Source organism: Enterobacter sp. SA197 (genome assembly GCF_054131575.1).
This window is the reverse complement of the sequence record NZ_CP096393.1, coordinates 3577582-3601133: the sequence shown is the minus strand read 5'-3', so window position 1 is coordinate 3601133 and position 23552 is coordinate 3577582. Positions and strand designations below refer to the sequence as shown.

Annotated in this window: 22 protein-coding genes; 11 read left to right on the top strand and 11 right to left on the bottom strand. The window is 54.3% G+C overall.

Annotation, left to right across the window (positions count from 1 at the left end):
* Positions 1-220: 220 nt before the first annotated feature.
* Together purN and purM are read right to left on the bottom strand one after the other, a co-directional pair.
* The gene (purN, locus tag M1D91_RS16920; RefSeq protein WP_437431920.1) at positions 221-859 is read right to left on the bottom strand and encodes a phosphoribosylglycinamide formyltransferase; all 639 of its coding nucleotides are present in this window, start codon (positions 857-859) and stop codon (positions 221-223) included.
* Entirely contained in the window at positions 856-1893 is a 1038-nt protein-coding gene (gene purM, locus M1D91_RS16915) for a phosphoribosylformylglycinamidine cyclo-ligase (RefSeq protein ID WP_437431921.1), read from the bottom strand. Before purM ends, purN begins: the two co-directional genes overlap by 4 nt.
* Before the next feature lie 275 nt (positions 1894-2168).
* On the opposite strand from purM, the gene upp reads away from it, so the two are divergent.
* The 3 genes from upp to M1D91_RS16900 all read left to right on the top strand — a co-directional run bounded on the left by upp (position 2169) and on the right by M1D91_RS16900 (position 5039).
* Entirely contained in the window at positions 2169-2795 is a 627-nt protein-coding gene (gene upp / locus M1D91_RS16910; protein ID WP_437431922.1) for a uracil phosphoribosyltransferase, read from the top strand.
* A 157-nt stretch (positions 2796-2952) separates the two neighbouring features.
* On the top strand, positions 2953-4242 hold the full coding sequence (gene uraA / locus M1D91_RS16905) for a uracil permease (protein ID WP_437431923.1): 1290 nt from the start codon (positions 2953-2955) through the stop codon (positions 4240-4242).
* A 95-nt stretch (positions 4243-4337) separates the two neighbouring features.
* A complete protein-coding gene (locus M1D91_RS16900; RefSeq protein WP_437431932.1) occupies positions 4338-5039 on the top strand; it encodes a DnaA inactivator Hda in 702 nt (233 codons plus the stop codon).
* A 35-nt stretch (positions 5040-5074) separates the two neighbouring features.
* On the opposite strand, the gene arsC is transcribed toward M1D91_RS16900, so the two are convergent.
* Entirely contained in the window at positions 5075-5434 is a 360-nt protein-coding gene (gene arsC / locus M1D91_RS16895) for an arsenate reductase (glutaredoxin) (RefSeq protein ID WP_437431924.1), read from the bottom strand.
* A gap of 12 nt (positions 5435-5446) precedes the next feature.
* Positions 5447-6910 carry a beta-barrel assembly-enhancing protease gene (gene bepA, locus M1D91_RS16890; RefSeq protein ID WP_437431925.1) on the bottom strand — a complete coding sequence of 488 codons (1464 nt, stop codon included), beginning with the start codon at positions 6908-6910 and terminating at the stop codon, positions 5447-5449.
* Positions 6911-7132: 222 nt separating this feature from the next.
* Between bepA and M1D91_RS16885 the strand changes: the two genes are divergently transcribed.
* Positions 7133-8200 carry an AI-2E family transporter gene (locus M1D91_RS16885; RefSeq protein ID WP_437431926.1) on the top strand — a complete coding sequence of 356 codons (1068 nt, stop codon included), beginning with the start codon at positions 7133-7135 and terminating at the stop codon, positions 8198-8200.
* A gap of 1264 nt (positions 8201-9464) precedes the next feature.
* On the opposite strand, the gene M1D91_RS16880 is transcribed toward M1D91_RS16885, so the two are convergent.
* The 3 genes from M1D91_RS16880 to M1D91_RS16870 all read right to left on the bottom strand — a co-directional run bounded on the left by M1D91_RS16880 (position 9465) and on the right by M1D91_RS16870 (position 11289).
* The gene (locus M1D91_RS16880; RefSeq protein WP_437430562.1) at positions 9465-9776 is read right to left on the bottom strand and encodes a 4Fe-4S dicluster domain-containing protein; all 312 of its coding nucleotides are present in this window, start codon (positions 9774-9776) and stop codon (positions 9465-9467) included.
* Between the two features lie 470 nt (positions 9777-10246).
* Complete coding sequence (bcp, locus tag M1D91_RS16875; protein ID WP_437430563.1) at positions 10247-10717, bottom strand: thioredoxin-dependent thiol peroxidase; 471 nt, start codon at positions 10715-10717, stop codon at positions 10247-10249.
* Complete coding sequence (locus tag M1D91_RS16870; RefSeq protein ID WP_437430564.1) at positions 10717-11289, bottom strand: glycine cleavage system transcriptional repressor; 573 nt, start codon at positions 11287-11289, stop codon at positions 10717-10719. Before M1D91_RS16870 ends, bcp begins: the two co-directional genes overlap by 1 nt.
* Before the next feature lie 146 nt (positions 11290-11435).
* Here M1D91_RS16870 and dapA point away from each other — a divergent pair, with 146 nt between their 5' ends.
* From dapA to ypfH, 6 genes are all read left to right on the top strand, one after another.
* Positions 11436-12314, top strand: coding sequence for a 4-hydroxy-tetrahydrodipicolinate synthase (gene dapA, locus M1D91_RS16865; protein WP_437430565.1), 879 nt, complete (start codon positions 11436-11438; stop codon positions 12312-12314).
* A gap of 16 nt (positions 12315-12330) precedes the next feature.
* On the top strand, positions 12331-13365 hold the full coding sequence (bamC, locus tag M1D91_RS16860) for an outer membrane protein assembly factor BamC (RefSeq protein WP_437430566.1): 1035 nt from the start codon (positions 12331-12333) through the stop codon (positions 13363-13365).
* 108 nt (positions 13366-13473) lie between these two features.
* Positions 13474-14187, top strand: a complete 714-nt coding sequence (purC, locus tag M1D91_RS16855) for a phosphoribosylaminoimidazolesuccinocarboxamide synthase (RefSeq protein WP_437430567.1) — start codon at positions 13474-13476, stop codon at positions 14185-14187.
* A 125-nt stretch (positions 14188-14312) separates the two neighbouring features.
* Positions 14313-15176: a KPN_02809 family neutral zinc metallopeptidase gene (ypfJ, locus tag M1D91_RS16850; RefSeq protein ID WP_437430568.1), complete on the top strand. Its 864-nt coding sequence runs from the start codon at positions 14313-14315 to the stop codon at positions 15174-15176.
* 21 nt (positions 15177-15197) lie between these two features.
* A complete protein-coding gene (locus M1D91_RS16845) occupies positions 15198-17207 on the top strand; it encodes a tRNA(Met) cytidine acetyltransferase TmcA (RefSeq protein ID WP_437430569.1) in 2010 nt (669 codons plus the stop codon).
* A 78-nt stretch (positions 17208-17285) separates the two neighbouring features.
* Positions 17286-17981, top strand: coding sequence for an esterase (gene ypfH / locus M1D91_RS16840; RefSeq protein WP_437430570.1), 696 nt, complete (start codon positions 17286-17288; stop codon positions 17979-17981).
* Between the two features lie 42 nt (positions 17982-18023).
* Here ypfH and M1D91_RS16835 read toward each other — a convergent pair whose 3' ends face one another.
* From M1D91_RS16835 to M1D91_RS16825, 3 genes are read right to left on the bottom strand one after another with little or no spacing between them, the layout of a single operon-like run.
* The gene (locus M1D91_RS16835) at positions 18024-18218 is read right to left on the bottom strand and encodes a YpfN family protein (RefSeq protein WP_437430571.1); all 195 of its coding nucleotides are present in this window, start codon (positions 18216-18218) and stop codon (positions 18024-18026) included.
* A 12-nt stretch (positions 18219-18230) separates the two neighbouring features.
* Positions 18231-19358 (bottom strand): succinyl-diaminopimelate desuccinylase, encoded by a 1128-nt coding sequence (gene dapE, locus M1D91_RS16830; RefSeq protein WP_437430572.1) that lies wholly within the window; start codon positions 19356-19358, stop codon positions 18231-18233.
* Between the two features lie 3 nt (positions 19359-19361).
* Positions 19362-19718 (bottom strand): ArsC family reductase, encoded by a 357-nt coding sequence (locus M1D91_RS16825; RefSeq protein WP_437430573.1) that lies wholly within the window; start codon positions 19716-19718, stop codon positions 19362-19364.
* Between the two features lie 498 nt (positions 19719-20216).
* Between M1D91_RS16825 and ypfM the strand changes: the two genes are divergently transcribed.
* Complete coding sequence (gene ypfM, locus M1D91_RS16820; RefSeq protein WP_100181659.1) at positions 20217-20276, top strand: protein YpfM; 60 nt, start codon at positions 20217-20219, stop codon at positions 20274-20276.
* Positions 20277-20383: 107 nt separating this feature from the next.
* On the opposite strand, the gene acrD is transcribed toward ypfM, so the two are convergent.
* Positions 20384-23497 (bottom strand): multidrug efflux RND transporter permease AcrD, encoded by a 3114-nt coding sequence (acrD, locus tag M1D91_RS16815; RefSeq protein ID WP_437430574.1) that lies wholly within the window; start codon positions 23495-23497, stop codon positions 20384-20386.
* Between the last annotated feature and the right edge of the window lie 55 nt (positions 23498-23552).

Genomic DNA, 23552 nt, shown 5'->3' with positions numbered 1-23552 from the left:
CAGTTAACTCTCGGGACACGGCAATTCCTTCTCGCCAGGCGGTGTCCTCATGTGCAGGTAAACGTTATTGGCGTTTGCGTGAGAAAGACACCCTACATTATGGCGAGCTTTGCCTTAAGATGTCCAACTGTGACAGATAAGTATGACAGTAATCCGTTTTTAGCCGGATTCAGATGTTGCGCGCAACCGTAAGTCGCGCGCAGGTAACGGAAAAATGCGCTTATTCCGCAGCGTAGCCCTGAGGAGGTAAGCAGAGGCCATCAAGCCAGGCGCTGTTATCGTGCATGGTAAGACGTCCTTCCAGAAACCAGCTCACCACCAGAGGATAAATGGCGTGTTCCTGCGTCTGCACCCGGGCGGTGATCTCCTCTTCCGTGTCGCCTTCAAACACCGGGATTTGTGCCTGTAAAATCACCGGGCCGCCGTCGAGTTCGTCAGTAACAAAATGCACTGAGGTGCCGTGAACCTCATCGCCGTTCTCAAGCACCTGACGGTGGGTATGTAAGCCAGGATATTTCGGCAGCAGGGAAGGATGAATATTGATTAAGCGGCCCGCGTAGTGCGCGACAAACGCCGGGCTAAGGATGCGCATATAACCCGCCAGCACGACCAGATCCGGGGCGTAGGCATCCATCTCCTGCATTAACTCACGATCGAAGGCTTCACGGCTGGCAAACTGGGAGGCCAGAAGGGCGTGGGCGGGGATCGCCGCCTCACGCGCCCGTTCAAGGCCGAACGCGTCGGCCTTGTTACTGAATACTGCCCTGATGGTGCCATTGATCTTCTTCTGCATGCAGGCATCAATAATCGCCTGCAAATTGCTTCCGTTACCGGAAATGAGCACCACGATATTTTTCATTCAATGACCACGCGTTCACTGGAATCGGAGGCATTGATGATACCGATTCTCCAGGCGTTTTCACCTTTTGCATTCAGCAGGGCGATAGCCTTATCCGCTTCTGATTCCGGCAGCGCAATCACCATGCCGACGCCGCAGTTAAAAGTACGGTACATCTCGTGACGGCTGATGTTACCGGCGGTTTGCAACCAGTCAAACACGGCAGGCCACTGCCATGAGGATTCATCAATCACCGCCTGGGTGTTGTCGGGCAGTACGCGCGGAATATTTTCCCAGAAGCCGCCGCCGGTCAGGTGGGCAATGGCGTGCACATCGACGTTCGCAATCAGCTCAAGGATCGATTTCACATAGATGCGGGTTGGCGTTAACAGATGGTCAGCCAGTGATTTGCCATCAAGCTGGGTCGTTTCGGGATCACAACCACTGACCTCGATGACTTTACGCACCAGGGAGTAGCCGTTGGAGTGTGGGCCGCTGGAGGCCAGTGCGATCAGGACATCACCATCCGTCACTTTTGAGCCGTCGATGATTTCTGATTTTTCAACAACGCCAACGCAGAAGCCCGCTACATCGTAATCTTCACCGTGGTACATGCCCGGCATTTCAGCGGTTTCGCCACCGACCAGCGCACAGCCTGATTGTAAGCAACCTTCTGCAATACCGGTGATCACGCTGGAGGCGGTGTCCACATCCAGTTTGCCGGTGGCGTAATAGTCGAGGAAAAACAGCGGTTCGGCCCCCTGGACCACAAGGTCATTCACGCACATAGCCACGAGATCGATACCAATGCTGTCGTGACGTTTCAGATCCATCGCCAGACGCAGTTTTGTACCCACGCCGTCAGTGCCGGAAACCAGAACTGGCTCACGATATTTTTGCGGCAAAGCGCACAGCGCGCCGAAGCCACCCAGGCCGCCCATCACTTCGGGACGACGGGTTTTCTTCACTACGCCTTTGATTCGGTCTACCAGAGCATTACCTGCGTCAATATCAACACCGGCATCTTTGTAGCTAAGAGAGGTTTTATCGGTCACTGCTTGAGTCCCCACGCGTTTGCTTGCGGTTCACCTGTTATCGTTCAGGTAGGCACCTGACGTTAACAGGGATAGAAATAAATTCGGCGCAATTCTAACAGCGAAGGCAAACGTTTGCGAGTCCATTATTTCCGGGCGGTCTGGTTTCCTGAGATATACTCATTTCCAGTCTATTTGATCCGGATCAACGCTGAATCTGTAGCGCAACGGAAAAAAAGCGGTATAATCCGGCGATTTTTTTTGTGGCTACCACCTTTCTGGGGAAGGAGAAGAGTATGAAGGTCGTGGAAGTAAAACACCCACTCGTCAAACACAAGCTGGGCCTGATGCGCGAAAATGACATCAGCACCAAACGCTTTCGTGAACTCGCCTCGGAAGTCGGTAGCTTACTGACCTATGAAGCGACTGCGGATCTTGAAACAGAGCGCGTCGTGATTGAGGGCTGGAATGGCCCGGTTGAAGTGGATCAAATCAAGGGCAAAAAAATCACCGTAGTACCGATTCTGCGTGCCGGTCTTGGCATGATGGAAGGCGTACTGGAACATGTGCCGAGCGCACGTATCAGCGTCGTGGGTATTTACCGTAACGAAGAGACGCTGGAGCCGGTTCCTTACTTCCAGAAGCTGGTTTCTAACATCGACGAGCGTATGGCGCTGGTCGTTGACCCGATGCTGGCCACTGGCGGCTCGATGATTGCCACCATTGACCTGCTGAAAAATGCGGGCTGCCACAGCATCAAAGTGCTGGTCCTGGTGGCTGCCCCGGAAGGCCTCGCCGCGCTGGAGAAAGCGCACCCGGACGTTGAGCTTTACACCGCGTCCATCGACCACGGCCTCAATGAGCACGGATACATTATTCCGGGCCTCGGCGATGCCGGCGACAAGATTTTTGGTACCAAGTAAATGCATTAAAAATAAAAGCCGACTTTGAGAGTCGGCTTTTTTTTGGCGTAAACCACAACAGAATCCGCCTGATTTCCTCACACAGTTCACAAAAACTGTGCGATGAACGATGAGCGGAACATTAATAACACATGAATCACACTCAGAGGAAAACACTATGACGCGCCGTGCTATCGGGGTGAGTGAAAGACCGCCGCTTTTACAGACAATCCCGCTTAGTTTGCAGCACCTGTTCGCGATGTTTGGCGCAACCGTGCTGGTGCCAATCCTGTTTCACATCAACCCGGCCACCGTGTTGCTGTTCAACGGTGTCGGAACGCTACTGTATCTCTTTATCTGTAAAGGGAAAATTCCGGCGTACCTGGGTTCCAGCTTTGCCTTTATTTCACCGGTTTTACTGCTGTTGCCGCTGGGTTACGAAGTGGCCTTAGGTGGTTTCATCATGTGTGGCGCCTTGTTCTGCGTCGTGGCGTTTATCGTTAAGAAAGCCGGTACGGGCTGGCTGGACGTTATGTTCCCGCCTGCGGCGATGGGCGCAATCGTTGCCGTCATCGGGCTTGAGCTCGCTGGCGTAGCGGCGGGTATGGCAGGATTGCTGCCTGCCGAAGGGCAGTCTGCTGATACTAAAACCGTCATCATCTCCCTGGTCACGCTGGGCGTGACGGTGTTTGGTTCCGTGCTGTTCCGTGGCTTTATGGCCATCATCCCGATTCTTATCGGTGTGCTGGCGGGCTATGCGCTCTCCTTCGCTATGGGCGTGGTCGATTTCACCCCGATTGCTCAGGCGCACTGGTTCGCGCTGCCTACCTTCTACACGCCGCGTTTTGAATGGTTTGCTATCTTCACTATTCTGCCTGCTGCGCTGGTGGTTATCGCAGAACATGTGGGCCACCTGGTGGTCACGGCCAATATCGTGAAGAGAGATCTGATTCGCGATCCGGGCCTGCACCGCTCCATGTTTGCCAACGGTTTTTCAACCATGATCTCCGGCTTCTTTGGCTCCACGCCGAACACCACCTACGGTGAGAACATCGGTGTAATGGCTATCACCCGCGTCTACAGTACCTGGGTTATCGGCGGTGCGGCGATCATTGCTATCCTGCTCTCTTGTGTTGGCAAGCTGGCGGCGGCGATTCAGATTATCCCGGTCCCGGTGATGGGCGGCGTCTCTCTGCTGCTGTACGGGGTCATTGGTGCCTCTGGTATACGCGTACTGATCGAATCCAAAGTGGATTACAGCAAAGCGCAAAATCTGATCCTCACTTCCGTCATCCTGATTATCGGGGTGAGTGGTGCGAAAGTGCATATTGGTGCAGCTGAACTGAAAGGCATGGCACTGGCGACCATCGTCGGCGTGGGCCTGAGCCTGATCTTCAAATTGATCAGCGTGCTGCGCCCGGAAGAGGTGGTTCTGGACGCCGAGGACAGCAACGCGAATACGCACTAAAGGCCATTCGTAAGCCGGGTATTTTGTCCGGTTCAAACGCAGCGTAGTTTTATGATAAACTCGCTGCGTTTTATTAAAGCCCTGTTGAGGTACGTCTGAACACACCGGCACAGCTTTCCCTGCCACTCTATCTCCCTGACGACGAAACTTTCGCGAGTTTCTGGCCGGGCGACAATCCTTCTTTGCTGGCGGCGTTGCAAAATGTCCTTCGCCAGGATCATAGCGGATACATCTATTTCTGGTCGCGTGAAGGTGCGGGGCGCAGTCATCTGCTGCATGCGGCCTGTGCGGAGTTATCCCAACGTGGTGATGCGGTCGGCTATGTGCCTCTTGATAAGCGAACGTGGTTTGTGCCGGAAGTGCTGGACGGCATGGAGCACCTTTCGCTGGTCTGCATTGATAATATCGAATGTGTCGCAGGGGATGAGCTCTGGGAGATGGCGATATTTAATCTCTACAATCGCATTCTGGAATCGGGCAAAACGCGTTTACTGATAACCGGTGACAGGCCACCACGCCAGCTTAAGCTGGGGCTGCCGGATCTGGCGTCACGCCTGGACTGGGGGCAAATCTACAAGCTGCAACCCCTTTCAGACGAAGATAAACTGCTGGCGCTGCAACTACGGGCAAGACTGCGTGGATTTGAGTTGCCGGAAGATGTGGGGCGCTTTCTGCTCAAACGTCTTGACCGGGAAATGCGCACGCTGTTTGACACCTTAGATGAACTCGATCGCGCCTCGATCACAGCACAGCGCAAACTCACCATTCCCTTTGTTAAAGATATTCTCAAACTGTAGGCCCGGCAGACAACGCGCTACCGGGCATCCGGCTGTCAGGTGATTATCTCAAGCACCTGTTCCGGCGGGCGGCCAATCCTCGCTTTGCCGTTGGCGACCACAATCGGACGCTCCATCAGCTTCGGATTTTCCACCATTGCCTGAATCAGCGCCTTTTCTGAAAGCGCGCTGTTGCCAAGCTCCAGCGATTTATAGAGATCCTCTTTCTGACGCATCAGCTCACGGGCGCTGGTCATGCCCAACATATTAAGTAAAGCCTGAAGGGTCACGGCATCCGCAGGGGTATCCAGGTACAACACTACCTCAGGTTCAACGCCATGTTCTTTCAGCAAATTCAGAGTCTCACGGCTCTTTGAGCAGCGGGGGTTGTGATAAATCTTCACCGCGTCGGTCATTTTTTCTCCTGATTACATCTTCTCGTACGGGCGGAACGTTTTCTGCAGCTGACGAAGCTGGTCGATACGGGCGTCATAGCGTGCCTGCTGCAGGCTGCCGAGTTTAACCTGGGTGCTGGCGCTGCTGAGCAGGGTAATGGCCTGATCGAGGCGTCCTACCAGAGCCTGCCCTTCAGCACGGGCAGCCAGTTCCAGATCGCGGTGATTCAGCGCGGCTTCCGTTTGCGCGAGTAACTCCCAGCCGTTGACGTCATCTTTCCAGTTAAAGGTATAGCGATTGAGGATCTTTTCTGCTTCCGCCGGTTGACCGCTTGTCAGATAGGCATTCGCGAGGTTCAGTTGCAGCACCGGGTTAGTTTTGATCTCTCTGGCATTTTTAAGACGGTTAACGGCCTCGGCGTTTTTGTTCTGCCCCAGATCGATATCGGTCGCTAAATCCAGGAACCAGGCATTATTCGGATCGGCACTGAGCAGCGGTTGCAGCGCTCGCATGGCATCTGCATTATTTTTGCTTTCCATTGCCTGCAGGGCTCGACCGTATTGCGCTGCGCGTTGTTCGCGAACGTTGCCTTTCGCCCAGGCATCAAGCAGGTCGCTGGTCAGCTGGTTACGTCCGGAGTTATACATGCCGAGCGACCTGGCCTTTGCCAGGTAAAAATCCTCTGACGACTGCACCACCACGGGCCGCATCTGGTTGGCGCGGTTACGGGCATCCGACAGGCGGCTTTCCGGCAACGGGTGGGTCAGCAGGATTTCCGGGGGACGTGAAGAGTAGCGTGCCTGATCGAGCAGTTTTTCGAGGAAGGTCGGCATGGCCTGAGGGTCGAACCCGGCGCGCTGAAGCACCTGGATACCAATGCGATCCGCTTCCTGCTCATTTTGTTGCGTGAAGCTAATCATCCCCTGACGCGTACCGGCGAGCGTACCGGTCAGCGCTGCCATCCCTGCCTGCGGGCTGGCCATTGCTAACAGAATCGATCCCAGCGCGCCTGCCCAGGTGAGCGGGGCACTGCGTTTTTGATCTTCCATCGCGCGCGCCAGATGGCGCTGGGTCACGTGGGAGATTTCATGTGCCATCACCGATGCCAGCTGGCTCTCGTTATCGGCATAGCGGAAAAGCGCGGAATGCAGCACCACGTTGCCCCCGAAAAAGGCAAAGGCGTTGATTTCGTCATTATTAACCAGATAAAAATGGAAGGGCGTTTTCACCGAGTCAGCATGCGAGACCAGGCGCATACCGAGGGCATTGATGTATTGCACCAGCAGGGGATCGTTTATAAGCGGAGCACTGCCACGCAGCTGGCGAACATAAAAGTCGCCCATCTGCATCTCCTGGCCGATTGACAGGGTGCTTCCTGCGGAGGTTCCCATATCCGGCAACGCATCTACCGAATCCGCAAAAGCGGGCGCAGCCTGACTAAACGTCATCGCGGCGATAAGGGTTGCGACCAGCGTTTTTTTCAACTGCCTGAACATAACCTCAGTCCTGTAATGTGGATGTTACCGTTTGACCGACGGCGCTGGCGTTTGTTCCAGCGTGATGGAACAAGGAGTTTAGCTGCGTTACTCATGGATTTAAATCTTTTTACCCCGCAGGCGGTTTCAGCGAAAGGCGCTAAAAAGCAAAGTCTTTTTTGTGGCATTTCGATACACTTCCCCTACTTACACCGCTCAATCCGGTTTTCCCGGAAGGAACATATGCTCGAATTGTTGATGCAGTGGTACCGTCGTCGCTTCAGTGATCCTGAGGCGATTGCGTTGCTGGTTATTCTGCTGGCAGGTTTCATTATTCTCTTCTTTTTCAATGGCCTGCTGGCCCCGCTTCTGGTTGCGCTGGTGCTGGCTTATCTGCTTGAGTGGCCGACGGTTCGCCTGGAGCGTATCGGTTTTTCCCGCCGCTGGGCGGCATCAATGGTCCTCATATTGTTTGTCGGTATTGTGATGGTGATGGCCTTTGTGGTGATGCCAGTTGCCTGGCAGCAGGGGATGAATCTCATCCGCGACATGCCGGGCATGCTCAATAAACTCTCTGATTTTGCCGCCACGCTCCCGCGCCGCTATCCGATGCTTATGGACGCCGGGATTATCGATGCAATGGCAGAAAATATGCGTACCCGGCTGCTTGGCATGGGCGACTCAGTGGTCAAATACTCGCTCGCCTCACTGGTAGGCCTGTTAACCCTGGCGGTCTATCTGGTGCTGGTGCCGCTGATGGTCTTCTTCCTGGTAAAAGATAAAGATCAGATGCTCAATGCCGTGCGCCGCGTGCTGCCCCGCAACCGGGGGCTGGCAGGCCAGGTGTGGAAAGAGATGAATCAGCAGATAACCAACTACATTCGCGGCAAAGTGCTGGAAATGGTGGTGGTGGGCGTTGCCACCTGGTTTGGTTTTTTACTTTTTGGCCTTAACTACTCGCTGCTGTTAGCCGTGCTGGTAGGGTTCTCGGTATTGATTCCTTACATCGGTGCCTTTGTGGTCACCATTCCGGTCATCTGCGTGGCGCTGTTCCAGTTCGGCGCGGGCACGGAGTTCTGGAGCTGTTTTGCTGTTTATCTCATTATTCAGGGGCTGGACGGTAACCTGCTGGTGCCGGTGCTTTTCTCGGAAGCGGTGAATTTACACCCGCTGGTCATCATCCTGTCGGTGATTATTTTCGGCGGACTATGGGGGTTCTGGGGCGTCTTCTTTGCCATTCCTCTTGCGACCTTGGTCAAAGCTGTGATTCACGCCTGGCCTGATGGCGTAGTAGTGGACGACCCACACTGACCGGCGGCTCTCCCTCAGGGAGGGGAAGGGGGGATGGCTTAAGGGTTTCAGCCGTAAAAAGCGTGGTTCCGCTGACCACTGGTGGAATGGTTCCGTTCACCTCACATGCTAAACCGGGCACGCTTTTCCCCCTCGCCCCTTCGGGGAGAGGGTCGGGGTGAGGGGAACAGCGCGTGACTGGCCCGAAGGGTTTCAGCCGTAAAAAGCGTGGTTCCGCTGACCTCCGGTGGAATCGTTCCGTTCACCTCATGTGCTAAACCGGGCACGCTTTTCCCCCTCGCCCCTTCGTGGAGAGGGTCGGGGTGAGGGGAACAGTGGGTGTCTGGCTCAAAGGGTTCCGGCCTTAAAAAGCGCGGTTCCGCTTACCTTCGTTGGAACGGTTCCGTTCACCTCATGTGCAAAACCGGGCACGCTTTTCCCCCTCGCCCCTTTGGGGTGAGGGGAACAGCGCGTGACTGGCCCGAAGGGTTTCAGCCGTAAAAAGCGTGGTTCCGCTGACCTCCGGTGGAATGGTTCCGTTCACCTCATGTGTCGCGCTTCCATGAAACACCTTCCCCCGTGAACGTGTTAAGGGCGTTCTCCGCCACGCCCTTAACAATCCCGGCTCCCGGCACGAAAACTGCCGCTTCGCGGTGACCCTCCGCTTGTTTCTCCGGGCTTTCCGGGAGCGGGCGCGATGCAGCGTCCCTGCAACGCGCGCCCTCGCCGCGCCTCCCTGCGCGTCGCCCCGGCCCTGCGAAAACGCGTCGGCAGTTTCCAGCCGGACTCCCCACACCTGACCCACCGCGCGGTTTGTAAGTCCTTAAAGCGATGCGGTGTCTGTTGAAACGCAGTGACATGCAGCGGGGGTTGTGGTCCGGCTGAAAATCGGTGAGGCGTTGACGACGGGCCGGGACCGCCCGCAGGGACGCGGGCGGAGGGGATAGCCTGCAGGGATGCAGGCTGGTCCCCGACCCGACAGCACGGCGGCATAAGACGAACGGACCGTGCTGCGGCGATTTTCCTGGCCGGGAGCCCGGGTTGCAAGGGAGGCGGCGGCGAGCCTCCCTTGCACGTTCACGGGTGCGGTGGTTTCAGAGGGAGAATGCACTCAGGGTGAACGGAACCATTCCACGTAGCCTGCATGGGAGTGTTCCACTATCCGCAACAGTCTCTCCTTGAGCAATCGTGCGGAATTCTCCCCCTCACCCTGACCCTCTCCCCAGAGGGGCGAGGGAATGGTCCGTGCCCACATACAATTTCCCCCTCACCCTCACTTTCTCTCTCAGGGAGAGGGAATAATTTTTGCCCGCGCACAATTCCCCTCATCCTGACCCTGACCCTCTCTCCCCAAAGGGGTGAGGGGGCTGTCAGGAACATCCCTGAGTTCGGCGTCAGAAATAAAGTATTGGTAGCGGGAAGGTGCAGCCAGTGGATGGCTGTCAGAAAGGGTGATGACCTCAAAAGGGCAGACCAGACCGCACCGTGTGCAGCCCATACTCAGCGTTTCGTTCAGGTAGACTGCATCGTGCTGGAAAGCGATCGCATTAACCGGACATACCTGTTTACAGGGGGCGTCGTCACAGTGCAGACACATGACCGGCCCGGTCTGGGGCTCCGTTTTGACCAGGTTAATTGCGGGTGATGCTGAAGCCCTTACGTTTTATTTACATCCGAACACGCGGCAAGTCAGGTATTATACCCTCTACACCACTCGGAGTCTGCAATCACAAAGCTGTTCATGTCGGCCCTATGATGAAGAAAGCAAACATCGTTGAGCTTTTTAAGTACAAGGCGTGTTATGATTTAAATATTATATAAATCAATACTTTAAATTATTTTTTTAACGAGGATGAACAAAAGCGATGGTACCGGAGAAAAGTGAAAAACCTGATGTCGGCACTGGTGTCGAGGAGAATATGTAAGTGTGACTAATGTCACAAAATCGGGTGAAGAGAAGAAGAGAAGAAGAGAAGAAGAGAAGAAGAGAAGAAGAGCAGAAGAGAAGAAGAGAAAGGCAGAAAGGCGACCACCGGGCCGCCGGGTATCCATTTAACTGATAAGCGATCAGGCGTTTTCTTTGAGCCAGTTCAGCACGATGTCATGGTGATTGCTGGTTTTGAAATCATCAAACACATGCTCAATCTTACCGTCTGCTCCAATCAGGAAACTGATGCGATGAATGCCATCATAGGTTTTACCCATAAAGGTCTTCTCGCCCCAGACGCCAAATTGTTCGCACACCTGATGATCTTCATCAGACAGCAACGTAAAATTGAGCAGCTCTTTTTCAGCGAAACGGGATAACTTTTCCGACTTATCAGTGCTGATGCCGAGAACGTCGACACTCACTTTCTTTAACTCATCCATGTTATCGCGAAGGCCACATGCCTGCACGGTACAGCCTGGGGTCATTGCTTTCGGGTAGAAATAGACCAGAACACGCTGTCCCTGGAAGTCGGCCAAATTTACTTGTTCTCCGTCTTGATCCGGCAAGCTAAATTTCGGTGCAATATCACCGGCTTTCAGTGGATTCATTACTTCTCTCCATCCTGTTCATCATGCTGTGAATAGTTGACAACGTTAATACTGCCCTGTGCATTCAGTTCTGTACATAGGGCTTTAAATGCCTGCTCAATATTTGATGCATCCTGTGACGCGGGACCATGCGCAGTTATTTGAATAAACAACTGTGCCGCATTTTCCTGAGACCCAGGTTGGGTTCGGGAAACCAACTCCGCAATATTCATATCATGGGCATCGAACAGCGCAGTGAAGCGCTCAATCAGATGCGGTGAGTCGGGGACATCCACCTGCACCCACACCGAAGCGGGCATGGCAGGACGGGGTTTAGCACCCGTGCGCTTCATGACAATCAACAGATCCAGCTCTGCACCTTTTAACGGCAACGTCGATTCAATGAGCGTAATGGCATTCCATGAGCCAGAAAGCAGCATGATGAACGTAAATTCATCGCCGAGCATGGCCAGTCGGCTGTCTTCGATGTTGCAACCATAGCTACTGACATGACGGGTAATGGTATTTACGATACCTGGCCTGTCGGCACCCAGCGCAGTGATAACCAGAAAATGTTGTGATGAGGCTGTCAAACCGGTGCTTCCTGTCAAACCTGAGATAATCATAAGGAAAGCATAAAAAAAACCGGCATACAACCGCTGGAAGCCCCTCAGGTCGCTTGCTTTTCTTGCAAGACCACACGTACCATTGAGATTCTTGTTTGCACAGAGGATGGCCCATGTTCACGGGAAGTATAGTCGCGCTTGTCACGCCAATGGATGATAACGGTAAAGTCTGTCGGCCAAGCCTTAAAAAACTGATTGATTACCATGTCGCCAATGGAACCTCGGCGATTGTTTCTGTAGGAACAACGGGCGAATCCGCCACACTGAGTCATGAGGAACATGGCGACGTGGTGCTGATGACGCTGGAGCTGGCAGACGGGCGTATTCCGGTTATTGCGGGTACAGGGGCGAATGCTACCGCCGAGGCCATCAGTCTGACCCAACGTTTTAACGACAGCGGCGTGGTTGGCTGTCTGAGTGTCACTCCTTACTACAACCGCCCGACGCAGGAAGGGCTGTTCCAGCATTTTAAAGCCATCGCTGAACACACCGATTTACCGCAAATTCTGTATAATGTACCGTCGCGTACAGGTTGTGATTTACTGCCTGAAACCGTAGGTCGCCTGGCGAAAATCAAAAATATTATTGGTATTAAAGAAGCCACCGGGAACTTAAGTCGCGTTCATCAGATCAAAGAGCTGGTTTCAGATGACTTCATCCTGCTCAGCGGCGACGATGCAACGGCAATGGACTTCATGCAACTTGGTGGTAACGGTGTGATTTCCGTGACCACAAACGTAGCGGCGCGAGACATGGCCGATATGTGCAGACTGGCTGCGGAAGGGCAATTTGCAGAAGCGCGCGTGATTAACAAGCGTCTGATGCCATTACACAACAAACTATTTGTCGAACCCAATCCTATCCCGGTGAAATGGGCTTGTATGGAGTTGGGGCTTGTGGCAACTGACACGCTGCGCCTGCCGATGACACCGATCACCGATAACGGTCGTGAAGTGGTTCGTTCTGCGCTTAAGCATGCCGGATTGCTGTAAAGTTTAGGGAGATTTGATGGCTTACTCAGTACAGAAGTCGCGCCTGGCGAAGGTAGCGGGTGTTTCACTTGTGATGTTACTCGCGGCCTGTAGTTCAGATTCACGCTACAAGCGTCAGGTCAGCGGTGACGAATCCTATCTGGATGCCGAGCCGCTTGCGGAACTTCATGCGCCTGCTGGCATGATCCTGCCGGTGCAAAATGGCGATTACACTATTCCTGTCACGCAAGGTAACGGCGCGGTTGGTAAAGCATTAGATATTCGCCCGCCGGCGCAACCGCTGGCTCTGGTAACGGGTGCGCGCACGCAGTTTACCGGCGATACCGCCACGTTGCTGGTGGAAAACGGCCGCAGCGCCAATCTATGGCCGCAGGTGGTTAGCATCATTCAGGCAAAAAATATGACGATTGCCAAACGTGATGATGCCAGCCAGACCCTATCCACTGACTGGGTTGAATGGAATCGCCTTGATGAAGACCAGCAATACCGTGGTCGTTATCAAATCTCGGTAAAAACACAGGGTTATCAGCAGGCGGTGACCGTCAAGTTGATTAACCTTGAGCAGGCAGGCAAGCCGGTTGCCGATGCTGCCTCTCTTCAGCGCTATAGCGCCGAAATGCTGAATGCGATTTCAGAAGGGCTCGACAAAACGGCTACCGCAGCACAGAACGCGGCTGAAAACCGTAGCGTCTCTACGCTGGACGTACAGAGTGCCGCAGACGATACCGGTCTGCCGATGCTTGTGGTGCGTGGTCCGTTCAACGTGGTATGGCAACGTTTGCCTGCAACGCTTGAAAAAGTGGGTATGAAAGTCACCGACAGCACCCGCTCTACGGGCAGCATGGCGGTAACCTACAAGCCGCTGTCTGATAGCGCATGGCGCGATCTGGGGGCCAGGGACCCGGGGCTGAATTCTGGTGACTATAAACTGCAGGTCGGGGATCTCGACAACCGCAGCAGCCTCCAGTTTATCGACCCGAAAGGTCATACCTTGACCCAGGCGCAGAACGATGCGCTGGTGGCCGTATTCGAAGCCGCATTTACCAAGTAACCGTAAGGGCCGGAATCTTCCGGCCTTTTTTTATTTCATCGACGCAAACGTGTGCGTCGGGGTAAAATAGCTTTTTTTAGTTAAATCATCACACCTGGAGTGACAAAGATGCAAAAGCAAGCTGAGTTGTATCGTGGCAAAGCGAAGACCGTATACAGCACGGAAAACCCGGACCTGTTGGTGCTCGAATTCCGCAATGATACGTCAGCAGGGGATGGCGCGCGCATTGAGCAGTTCGATCGTAAGGGCATGGTGAACAACAAGTTCAACCATTACATTATGAGCAAACTGGCTGAAGCGGGCATCCCGACCCAGATGGAAGCGCTGCTTTCCGATACCGAGTGTCTGGTTAAGAAACTGGATATGGTGCCGGTTGAGTGTGTCGTGCGTAACCGTGCTGCCGGTTCGCTGGTAAGACGTCTGGGCATTGAAGAAGGCATCGAACTGAATCCGCCGTTGTTCGACCTGTTCCTGAAAAACGACGCCATGCATGATCCGATGGTAAACGAGTCTTACTGCGAAACGTTTGGCTGGGTCAGTAAAGAGAATCTGGCCCGTATGCAGGAGCTTACTTTCAAAGCGAACGATGTGCTGAAAAAGCTCTTTGACGATGCAGGTCTCATTCTCGTCGACTTCAAACTGGAGTTTGGTCTGTTCAAAGGTGAAGTGGTATTGGGTGACGAGTTCTCGCCTGATGGCAGCCGCCTGTGGGACAAAGAAACGCTGGATAAAATGGACAAAGACCGCTTCCGTCAGAGCCTGGGTGGCCTGATTGAAGCTTATGAAGCCGTTGCGCACCGTCTGGGTGTGAAACTCGACTAGACCCACCTCCGATATCATTAACCAGAGGGTGTTTACATCCTCTGGTTTTCTGCACCCATTTCTTATGGTAATCCACGCGGTAACCGCCTACGATCACTCTTATTACCTGATGTTAAGAGGTGCGTATGCGCTGGCAAGGACGTAGAGAAAGTAACAATGTAGAAGACCGGCGTAACGAATCCGGCGGACCCGTTATTCGCGGCCCCGGCTTTCGTCTGCCGGGCGGGAAAGGGGGAATAATCCTGCTGGTTATTGTCATCTGCGCCAGCTATTACGGGGTTGATCTTACCGGGCTGATCACCGGCCAGCCAATAGAAAACACGTCCCGGCAGCAGGCCGTTAACCCCCAGGAAGATGAGTCGGCAAAATTCACCAGCGTCATTTTTGCGACGACAGAAGACACCTGGGGGCAACTTTTCGACAAGATGGGACGTCATTATCAGCAGCCGAGGCTTGTGATGTACCGCAACCGCATCACCACCGGTTGTGGCACCGGTCAATCCATTATGGGGCCGTTTTACTGCCCGGCTGACGGTAAAGTCTATATTGATCTCTCTTTTTATGACGAGATGAAGCATAAGCTTGGCGCAGACGGCGATTTCGCCCAGGGCTACGTGATTGCCCATGAGGTCGGCCATCACGTGCAAAAACTGCTGGGTACGGAGGCCAAAGTACGGCAGCTCCAGCAGGGTGCCAGCCAGACGCAAATCAACGCGCTCTCGGTGCGGATGGAGCTACAGGCCGACTGTTATGCCGGTGTCTGGGGACACAGCATGCAGCAACAGGGCGTGCTTGAGGCCGGCGATCTGGAAGAGGCGCTGAACGCCGCCCGTGCCATCGGCGATGACCGTCTGCAGCAGCAAAGTCAGGGGCGCGTTATTCCGGATAGCTTTACCCACGGTACTTCTGAACAGCGTTACAGCTGGTTCAAACGGGGCATGGAAACCGGCGATCCGGCTCAGTGCAATACCTTTGGTCGTGCGCTTTGATAATACGCAGGGAAGAGCAGGATGCAGCATCTTAATACCCTGAGCGCACAAATGGCGAGTGAGGGGATCCGTCGGCTGCTGGTGATTGCTGGTGATGAGGGCTGGAGCGAGCAACAGGCGAACCGCCTGCGCGAAACCTTATCCGGCGACTGGCTGTGGGTGGGGGAGGCCACTGACGGACTGCATTGTGCTCCTGCGGCATTAGCCACGATGCTGGGACGCGAATTCACGCACGGTGTACTGGATGCGCGTCGGGGATTTGATGTCGCCGCTTTTGCTGCACTCAGCGGAACGCTTAAGCCCGGAAGCTGGCTGGTGCTGCTCACTCCCCCTCTGCATTCGTGGCCGAAGCGACCCGATGCGGACAGCGCCCGCTGGTGCGACACCCCTGAGCCTGTTCCTACGCCGCGCTTTATTCACTATTTTTGCCGGCAGTTAGCAGATAATGATGAGACGCTTATCTGGCAGCAGGACACACCCTTATCTCTGCCCGCTCTTACCCCGCGTCCCGCCTGGCATGCCGCGACAGGCGCACCCGAGCGCGAACAGGCGGATGTGCTGGCGCAACTTTTGGTAATGCCTCCGGGTATCATGGTGGTGACCGCTGCACGTGGCAGAGGAAAATCTGCGCTGGCGGGTATGCATGTTGCGCGTCTGCAGGGCAACGCGATCGTCACTGCGCCGTCGCGGGCATCAACTGATGTGCTCTCTCGCTATGCGGGCGACATGACCTTCATGGCACCTGATGCGCTGCTGGAACAGACCGAAAAGCGTGATACGGTGTTGCCGGACTGGCTGATTGTTGATGAAGCCGCCGCTATCCCTGGCCCGCTCCTGCATAAACTGGCGAGCGCCTTTCGCTATGTCCTTCTGACCACGACGGTGCAGGGCTATGAAGGCACCGGGCAGGGGTTCCTGCTGAAGTTCTGCGCCCGTTTTACACCGCTGGTTCATCACCAGCTTTATACGCCGCTGCGCTGGGCGAAGGGGTGCCCGCTTGAAGCTTTCGTCGACGATGTGCTGCTTTTTGACGATCGGCAGGTATTAATAAAGCCTGAAGGTGAGGGCGAGATACAGGCGTTACCCCAGGATGACTGGCTCGACAACCCACAACGTCCCGCCGCACTTTATCGTCTGCTCTCCAGCGCCCATTACCGTACCTCTCCGCTGGACCTGCGTCGTATGATGGACGCGCCCGGGCAGCAGTTCTGGCTCACCGCCAGCCGAAGCGATGTGCTGGCCGGTGCCTGGCTGGTACAAGAGGGGGGATTATCCGCAGATCTGAGCCGGGCGGTGTGGGCGGGATTTCGCCGTCCACGCGGAAACCTGGTTGCGCAGTCGTTATCCGCGCACGGGGGCAGCCCTCTGGCGGCAACATTGCGCGGATGGCGCGTCAGTCGTATTGCCGTTCATCCCTATCGTCAGCGCGAGGGGCTGGGACGCGCATTAATTCATCACGCACATGCCCACGCCGGTGAGTACGATTATCTCTCCGTCAGCTTTGGTTACACCGAGGCGCTGTGGCATTTCTGGCAGCAATGCGGTTTCCAGCTTGTACGGCTGGGCAGCCATCGTGAAGCCAGTAGCGGCTGCTTTAACGCTATGGCTCTGTTGCCCCTGAGCGACGCCGGCAGAACGCTGGTTGCCCATGAGCAGCGCCGTCTGGCACGCGATCTGCCCTGGCTTGCGGCGTGGAAGAATCACTCCCTGCCACTGCCGGTCGCGCCCGACAAGTCAGTTGAGGATGACTGGCTCGAACTTGCTGGCTTTGCTTTTGCCCATCGTCCGCTTTCCGCCTCCGTCGGTGCCCTCGGCCGACTGCTGGTGCAGACTGATTTGCCCCTTCCGGGATTAAGAACAAAACTGTTGGAAGGAGGCAATGACGCTGACATCTCTCTCAGGTTCGGGCTGAACGGGCGCAAAGCCGTACTGCAGATGCTGCGTGCGGAAACCGCGTCGGCGCTCGTTTACCTGGATGCTGACCGCGCAGCTGAAATCAAAGAATGGGTGCAACAGTTGCAGTTTTTTTAACTAACTCATTCAGTTAAATGTCATGGTCATTATTTTTGCCCGGCGTAGACTTGCGCTCACTATATGAAGGAGATCGCCATGAAACATGACCATCTGATTGTGCAAAAACCGGATAACGCCGCGAAACAACTCCTGCTCTTTTTTCATGGCGTGGGCGACAACCCGGTAAATATGGGCAGCGTTGCCCGTCTGTTTGCTCCCCTGTTTCCTGAGGCGCTGATTGTCAGCGTCGGGGGTAGTGAGGCGAGTGGGCCAACCGGGCGGCAATGGTTCTCCGTGCAGGGTGTTACGGAAGAGAATCGACAGGCGCGAATTGATGCCATCATGCCGGTGTTTGTGGATACCGTACGATACTGGCAGCAACAGAGCGGCGTGGGGGCTCAGGCAACCGCACTGGTTGGGTTCTCTCAGGGTTCAATTATGTCCCTTGAAAGCCTCAAAGCGCAGCCTGACCTCGCCTCACGCGTCATTGCGTTTAATGGTCGTTATGCCAGCCTGCCGACAGCGGTCTCCCCGGCGGCGACCATCCACCTGATACACGGTGGTGAGGATCGGGTTATCGATCTGGCCCATGCGGTGGCGGCGCAGGAGGCATTAGTGCAAGCCGGTGGGGATGTAACGCTGGATATCGTGGAGGATTTAGGCCATGCGATTGACGACCGTAGTCTGCAGCTGGCGCTTGACCACCTGCGTTTTACCGTGCCGAAACACTATTTCGACGAAGCGTTGAGTGGAAGCAGACCCAGTGATGATGACATTATTGAGCTGCTGTGAAGGCGTTGCCCGGTGGCATGAGCACACCGGGCAAGGCGAGGTTTACTTCTTATCTTTCTTCGGCCAGTCGTCCTCATCATCCCACTTATCGTTAAAATCACGATGCGGCGGGAGCTCGGGCTTGTTGGCAAGGAATTTTTTATGATCGACGCGCTTGAGATCTTTAATCACGTTAAGCACAACGCCCACTAAAAACACCAGTACTAAAATCCACCAATATTTTGCTAGCCACTCCATGCTTCCTCCCCGTCAGGCGATGATATTTTCCATAATGCGTTGGTACATCCTTGCCAGCAGTTGTAAATCTGCGGCATTTACACATTCGTTGATTTTATGGATAGTCGCGTTAACCGGCCCCAGTTCGACAACCTGTGCACCCATGCGGGCAATAAAGCGGCCATCAGAGGTGCCACCTGTGGTGAGCAACTGCGGCTTTATTTCATTATAGTGCGCAATGGACTTGACCACTGCATCCACCAGTTTGCCGCGCCCGGTCAGGAATGGCTGACCCGACAGCCACCAGTCAATGGTGTAGCGTAACTGATGTTTCTCCATCAGTGCGGCTACGCGTGCCTTGATCATCTCGTCAGTGAGTTCGGTACTGAAGCGGAAATTAAACTGCACGTACAGGTCGCCCGGGATGACGTTATTGCTGCCCGTACCGGCCTGAATGTTAGCGATTTGCATGCTGGTGGGAGGGAAATAGTCGTTCCCTTTGTCCCATTCAATGGCGACCAGTTCACTGAGCATGGGGGCGGCGCGATGGACCGGATTATCCGCCAGGTGCGGATAGGCGACATGCCCCTGAACGCCATGAATCGTCAGGTTACAGGTCAGGGAGCCACGACGCCCATTTTTTACCACGTCACCCACCACCTCGGTGCTCGACGGCTCGCCCACCAGGCAGTAATCGAGGCGCTCGTTTCGCGCCATCAGAGTTTCAACGACTTTAACCGTGCCGTTGGCCGCACTGGCCTCTTCATCCGAGGTAATAAGAAAAGCGAGCCGCCCTTTATGGTCAGGATGTGCAGCAACAAAACGCTCTGCCGCTACAACCATTGCAGCCAGCGAGCCTTTCATGTCTGCTGCGCCGCGACCAAACAGCATTCCGTCACGGATGGTGGGTTCAAAGGGTGGGTTTATCCAGCGGTCGGCATCGCCAGCGGGAACCACATCGGTGTGGCCCGCAAAGGCCAGGGTTTCACCCTGACCGCGCCATGCCCAGAAGTTTTGGGTGTCGCCAAAGTTCATCGGTTCAATGGTAAAACCGATAGCTTTCAGGCGTTCAATCATTAACGCCTGACATCCTGCGTCATCGGGACTCAGAGAAGGGCGACGAATAAGCTGCTGAGTCAGCTCAATAACCGGGCACGACATAAACTACACCTCGTTGATAAACTTCTCATAACTGGATTCACTGAAACCCAGCAGCATAGGCTTACCGGGCGTCCAGAGCAATGGGCGTTTGATGATTGCTGGCATTTCGAGCATCAGAGTGGCGGCAGATTGCGCATTATTGATGCCGGAACGCACCTTCTCATCCAGTTTTCGCCAGGTTGTGCCACGGGTGTTAAGCAAGGCCTCCCACCCCAGTGCATCGATGAAAGTATGCAATAAATCTGCATCAAGCCCATCGACACGATAGTCATGAAAACGGTACTCAACCTGGTGTTCATCAAGCCAGCGACGGGATTTCTTTATCGTGTCGCAATTTTTGATGCCGTAAAGCGTATGCATGGTGAATCCTTTTGTCTTAATTTTGGATAGTTAGCCAGAAATTTAGAATAATGGGTCTGACAAGTGATATCACATAATATCATTCGCAGGGTAATGGTATCCGTACTTATTAATGGCAAGTGAAAACTTATGCTAACAGCAATATGTACTGACGTGCGAGCGGGAATGTAAAACGGAAATAAATATATAACAATGGCAGGCTAATTATATTGGCTGCAAGATAAACAATTTTTTTACCAAATGGTAAAAATTTACCATTACATTCACCTTCACGATACGTGGTTCGCAGACAATGGGAGTCACGCAGGCCAGCTATGATGCGACTTGCTGGCGATATTTCAAAATATTGCGAAGCGTCACATTAAATATCCCTCCATTAGCGCATAGTTTATTCACCAACGCGAATAAGACGAAAACCTAATCAAATTGATTGGTGAAAATATCTTCACATTGAAGAAAGGTTTTCGTAGAATACGCACAATAATAAGAGAGGTAGTTATGATTGAACATGAACTGGGGAACTGGAAAGACTTTATCGAAGGCATGCTTCGTAAATAATTTCAGAAGAAACAAAAAGCAGTGAGTGCTTAAAACGATAAAAGTGTGAATATCATCACGCAGCAGAAAGGCGACCTATAAAGCAGGTCGCCTTTTTTATTGGGCGCTTATTTTTGCGGCTCTTTAAGAGGAAAGCGCCGTCTCACCAGCACAAAAAACAGGGGTACGAAGAAGATAGCCAGTACGGTTGCCGAGATCATGCCGCCCATCACGCCGGTGCCAACGGCATGTTGGCTGCCAGAACCCGCCCCGGTACTGGTCACCATCGGCAGTACACCAAACACGAAAGCCAGGGAGGTCATCAGAATTGGCCGCAAACGCTGGCGGCAGGCATGAAGTGTAGCTGAGAGCAAATCGTGGCCCCTGGCGTTCAGATCATTGGCAAATTCGACGATAAGGATCGCGTTCTTCGCGGAAAGGCCGATGACGGTGAGCAGTCCGACCTGGAAATAGACATCGTTTTCCAGCCCCCGCATCCAGGTGGCAAGAAGGGCACCAATGACCCCTAATGGCACCACCAGCATGACGGAGAACGGCACTGACCAGCTTTCATAAAGGGCCGCCAGACAAAGGAACACCACCAACAGCGACAACGCATAGAGCGCAGGGGCCTGCGACCCAGAGAGGCGTTCCTGGTAAGACATCGCCGTCCATTCAAGCCCAAAACCGCCGGGGATCTGATGGACCAGATTTTCCATTGTGTCCATAGCCGTGCCGGTACTGACACCGGTCGCCGCTTCCCCGACAATCTCCACCGCAGCATAGCCGTTATACCGTTCCAGACGCGGCGACCCTGTCTGCCAGTGCGAGGTGGCAAAGGCGGAAAACGGCACCATTCCCCCCTCACTGTTTCGCACATACCAGAGATTGATATCGCCCGGCAGCATACGGTAGCGGGCGGCCGCCTGGACGTAAACTTTCTTCACCCGGCCCCTGTCCATAAAATCATTGACATAGCTTGAGCCCCAGGCGGTTTGCAGCGTGTCATTGATATCATTAATTGAAACGCCCAGCGCCTGCGCTTTACGCTGGTCGATATCAATTTGCAATTGTGGGCTGTCATCAAGACCATTGTGGCGAACACGCGTCAGCGTGCTGTTTCCCCCTGCCAGCTCAAGAAGCTTATCGCGTGCGGCCATCAGCGCATCGTGGCCCGCCCCCGCATGGTCCTGCAACTCCATATCAAACCCGGCAGAGCTGCCGAGGCCGCTGATGGCAGCCGGGTTGCTGGCAAAAACCCGTGCTTCTTTGATGTGACGAAAAGCGTGAGTGGCGCGTTCGATAATGGCAAAGGAGCTACCGCTGTCAGGATCCCGTTCATTCCAGTCCTTAAGACGGACAAACATACGGGCGACGTTCTGACCATTGCCCCCCGGCCCGGAGCCGACCGTGGCAAAGACGGAGGAGACGGTGTCCTTTTCGTTTTTAAAGAAGTAGTCTTCGACTTTTTGCACCACTTTCAGGGTCTGTTGCTGCGTCGCCCCCCCTGGCAACTGCACGGAGGTGATAAACATTCCCCGGTCTTCCTGGGGAAGAAAGGAGGTGGGCAGGCGCAGGAAAAGCACAATCATGGCACCTAACAGCAGAACATAAAGCAGGATCCAGCGCAGGCTGCGATGCAGAATGCTGGCGACGCTGTTTTCATAACGATCGGCGTTACGATTGAACCAGCGGTTAAAAGCGCCGAAGAGGCCTTTTTCACCATGATGCTCGCCTTTATGCAGGGGCTTTAACAAGGTTGCGCACAGGGCAGGGGTGAGGATCATCGCCACCAGCACGGAGAGCACCATCGCCGAGACAATGGTGATAGAAAACTGACGGTAAATGGCACCGGTTGTGCCGCCAAAAAAGGCCATCGGGATGAAAACGGCCGAGAGCACCATCGCGATACCCACCAGCGCCCCCTGAATCTGCCCCATAGATTTACGCGTCGCTTCCCGGGGTGTCAGTCCCTCTTCGCTCATTATGCGCTCAACGTTTTCCACCACCACGATGGCGTCATCCACTAACAGGCCGATCGCAAGGACCATGGCAAACATGGTTAAGGTGTTGATGCTGTAACCGAAACCATAGAGCACGGCGAAAGTGCCGAGCAGCACCACCGGCACGGCAATAGTCGGGATTAACGTGGCGCGGAAATTCTGCAAAAAGAGATACATCACAAGGAAAACCAGGGCGATAGCTTCAAGCAGGGTTTTCACCACATCGATGATAGATTCTTTGACGAAAGAGGTGGTTTCATAAGCGACTTTGTACTCCAGACCGTGGGGAAAATAGTTCGCCAGTTCATCCAGTCGACTCAGGACCTGTTTCGCCGTATCCATTTCGTTTGCGCCGGAGGCCAGTTTTACCCCCAGACCAGATGCGGCATGTCCGTTAAAGCGGCTCAGGTAATCATATTTTTCCGCGCCCATTTCAATGGTCGCCACGTCACCAAGCTTCACTTCTGAGCCGTCCTGATTTACCCGAAGGGTGATGGCCCGGAACTGCTCCGGCGTTTTTAATAACGACTGGGCATTGATACTGGCGTTCAGGGCCTGGTTCTCGACAGAGGGGGTCCCTCCCAACTGTCCTACGGCAATCTGTGCATTCTGGGATTTAATCGCCGCCGTCACGTCGCTGGTGGTCATTTGCACGCTATTAAGCTTCGCCGGATCGAGCCAGATGCGCATCGAATATTGCGAGCCATACGCATCAATGTCTCCTACACCGTTAACGCGGCTGAGCGGATCCTGAATATTACTGGCGACGTAATCGGCAATATCCTGTTTATCCATCGAACCATCGGTTGAGACAAAGGCAATAGTCAGAATGTTGGTATCACCGGTTTTACGTACCGTAACCCCCTGCGTTTGTACTGCCTGAGGAAGCTTTCGTAACGCCGATTGCAGCTGGTTTTGAACCTGTTGCACCGCTTCGTCAGGATCGGTGCCTGCGGTAAAACTGAGTGTGACCGTCGCCTGACCCGTGCTGCTGCTTTGCGAGGACATATACATCAGGTTATCGAGCCCCGTCATGTTCTGCTCTATAACCTGCGTAACGGTGTTTTCCAGGGTCTGTGCTGAAGCGCCAGGGTAGTTAGCGGTGATGCGAACGTTAGGGGGCGCAAGATCGGGATATTGCTCAACAGGAAGGGAAATAATAGCCAGCGTCCCGGTAAGACAGATCAGTATCGCCAGCACCCAGGCGAAAATGGGGCGATCGATAAAAAAATTCGCCATCAGAAAAGAAACCTCATTATGCTACGCATCATTATTTTGACATTGCGTGAACCAC

Excerpts from the sequence above, each read along its gene's own strand:
- purN (WP_437431920.1), bottom strand. The coding sequence starts at position 859 with ATGAAAAATATCGTGGTGCTCATTTCCGGTAACGGAAGCAATTTGCAG.
- upp (WP_437431922.1), top strand. The coding sequence starts at position 2,169 with ATGAAGGTCGTGGAAGTAAAACACCCACTCGTCAAACACAAGCTGGGC.
- uraA (WP_437431923.1), top strand. The coding sequence starts at position 2,953 with ATGACGCGCCGTGCTATCGGGGTGAGTGAAAGACCGCCGCTTTTACAG.
- arsC (WP_437431924.1), bottom strand. The coding sequence starts at position 5,434 with ATGACCGACGCGGTGAAGATTTATCACAACCCCCGCTGCTCAAAGAGC.
- bepA (WP_437431925.1), bottom strand. The coding sequence starts at position 6,910 with ATGTTCAGGCAGTTGAAAAAAACGCTGGTCGCAACCCTTATCGCCGCG.
- M1D91_RS16885 (WP_437431926.1), top strand. The coding sequence starts at position 7,133 with ATGCTCGAATTGTTGATGCAGTGGTACCGTCGTCGCTTCAGTGATCCT.
- M1D91_RS16880 (WP_437430562.1), bottom strand. The coding sequence starts at position 9,776 with ATGTGTCTGCACTGTGACGACGCCCCCTGTAAACAGGTATGTCCGGTT.
- bcp (WP_437430563.1), bottom strand. The coding sequence starts at position 10,717 with ATGAATCCACTGAAAGCCGGTGATATTGCACCGAAATTTAGCTTGCCG.
- dapA (WP_437430565.1), top strand. The coding sequence starts at position 11,436 with ATGTTCACGGGAAGTATAGTCGCGCTTGTCACGCCAATGGATGATAAC.
- bamC (WP_437430566.1), top strand. The coding sequence starts at position 12,331 with ATGGCTTACTCAGTACAGAAGTCGCGCCTGGCGAAGGTAGCGGGTGTT.
- purC (WP_437430567.1), top strand. The coding sequence starts at position 13,474 with ATGCAAAAGCAAGCTGAGTTGTATCGTGGCAAAGCGAAGACCGTATAC.
- ypfJ (WP_437430568.1), top strand. The coding sequence starts at position 14,313 with ATGCGCTGGCAAGGACGTAGAGAAAGTAACAATGTAGAAGACCGGCGT.
- M1D91_RS16845 (WP_437430569.1), top strand. The coding sequence starts at position 15,198 with ATGCAGCATCTTAATACCCTGAGCGCACAAATGGCGAGTGAGGGGATC.
- ypfH (WP_437430570.1), top strand. The coding sequence starts at position 17,286 with ATGAAACATGACCATCTGATTGTGCAAAAACCGGATAACGCCGCGAAA.
- M1D91_RS16835 (WP_437430571.1), bottom strand. The coding sequence starts at position 18,218 with ATGGAGTGGCTAGCAAAATATTGGTGGATTTTAGTACTGGTGTTTTTA.
- dapE (WP_437430572.1), bottom strand. The coding sequence starts at position 19,358 with ATGTCGTGCCCGGTTATTGAGCTGACTCAGCAGCTTATTCGTCGCCCT.
- M1D91_RS16825 (WP_437430573.1), bottom strand. The coding sequence starts at position 19,718 with ATGCATACGCTTTACGGCATCAAAAATTGCGACACGATAAAGAAATCC.
- acrD (WP_437430574.1), bottom strand. The coding sequence starts at position 23,497 with ATGGCGAATTTTTTTATCGATCGCCCCATTTTCGCCTGGGTGCTGGCG.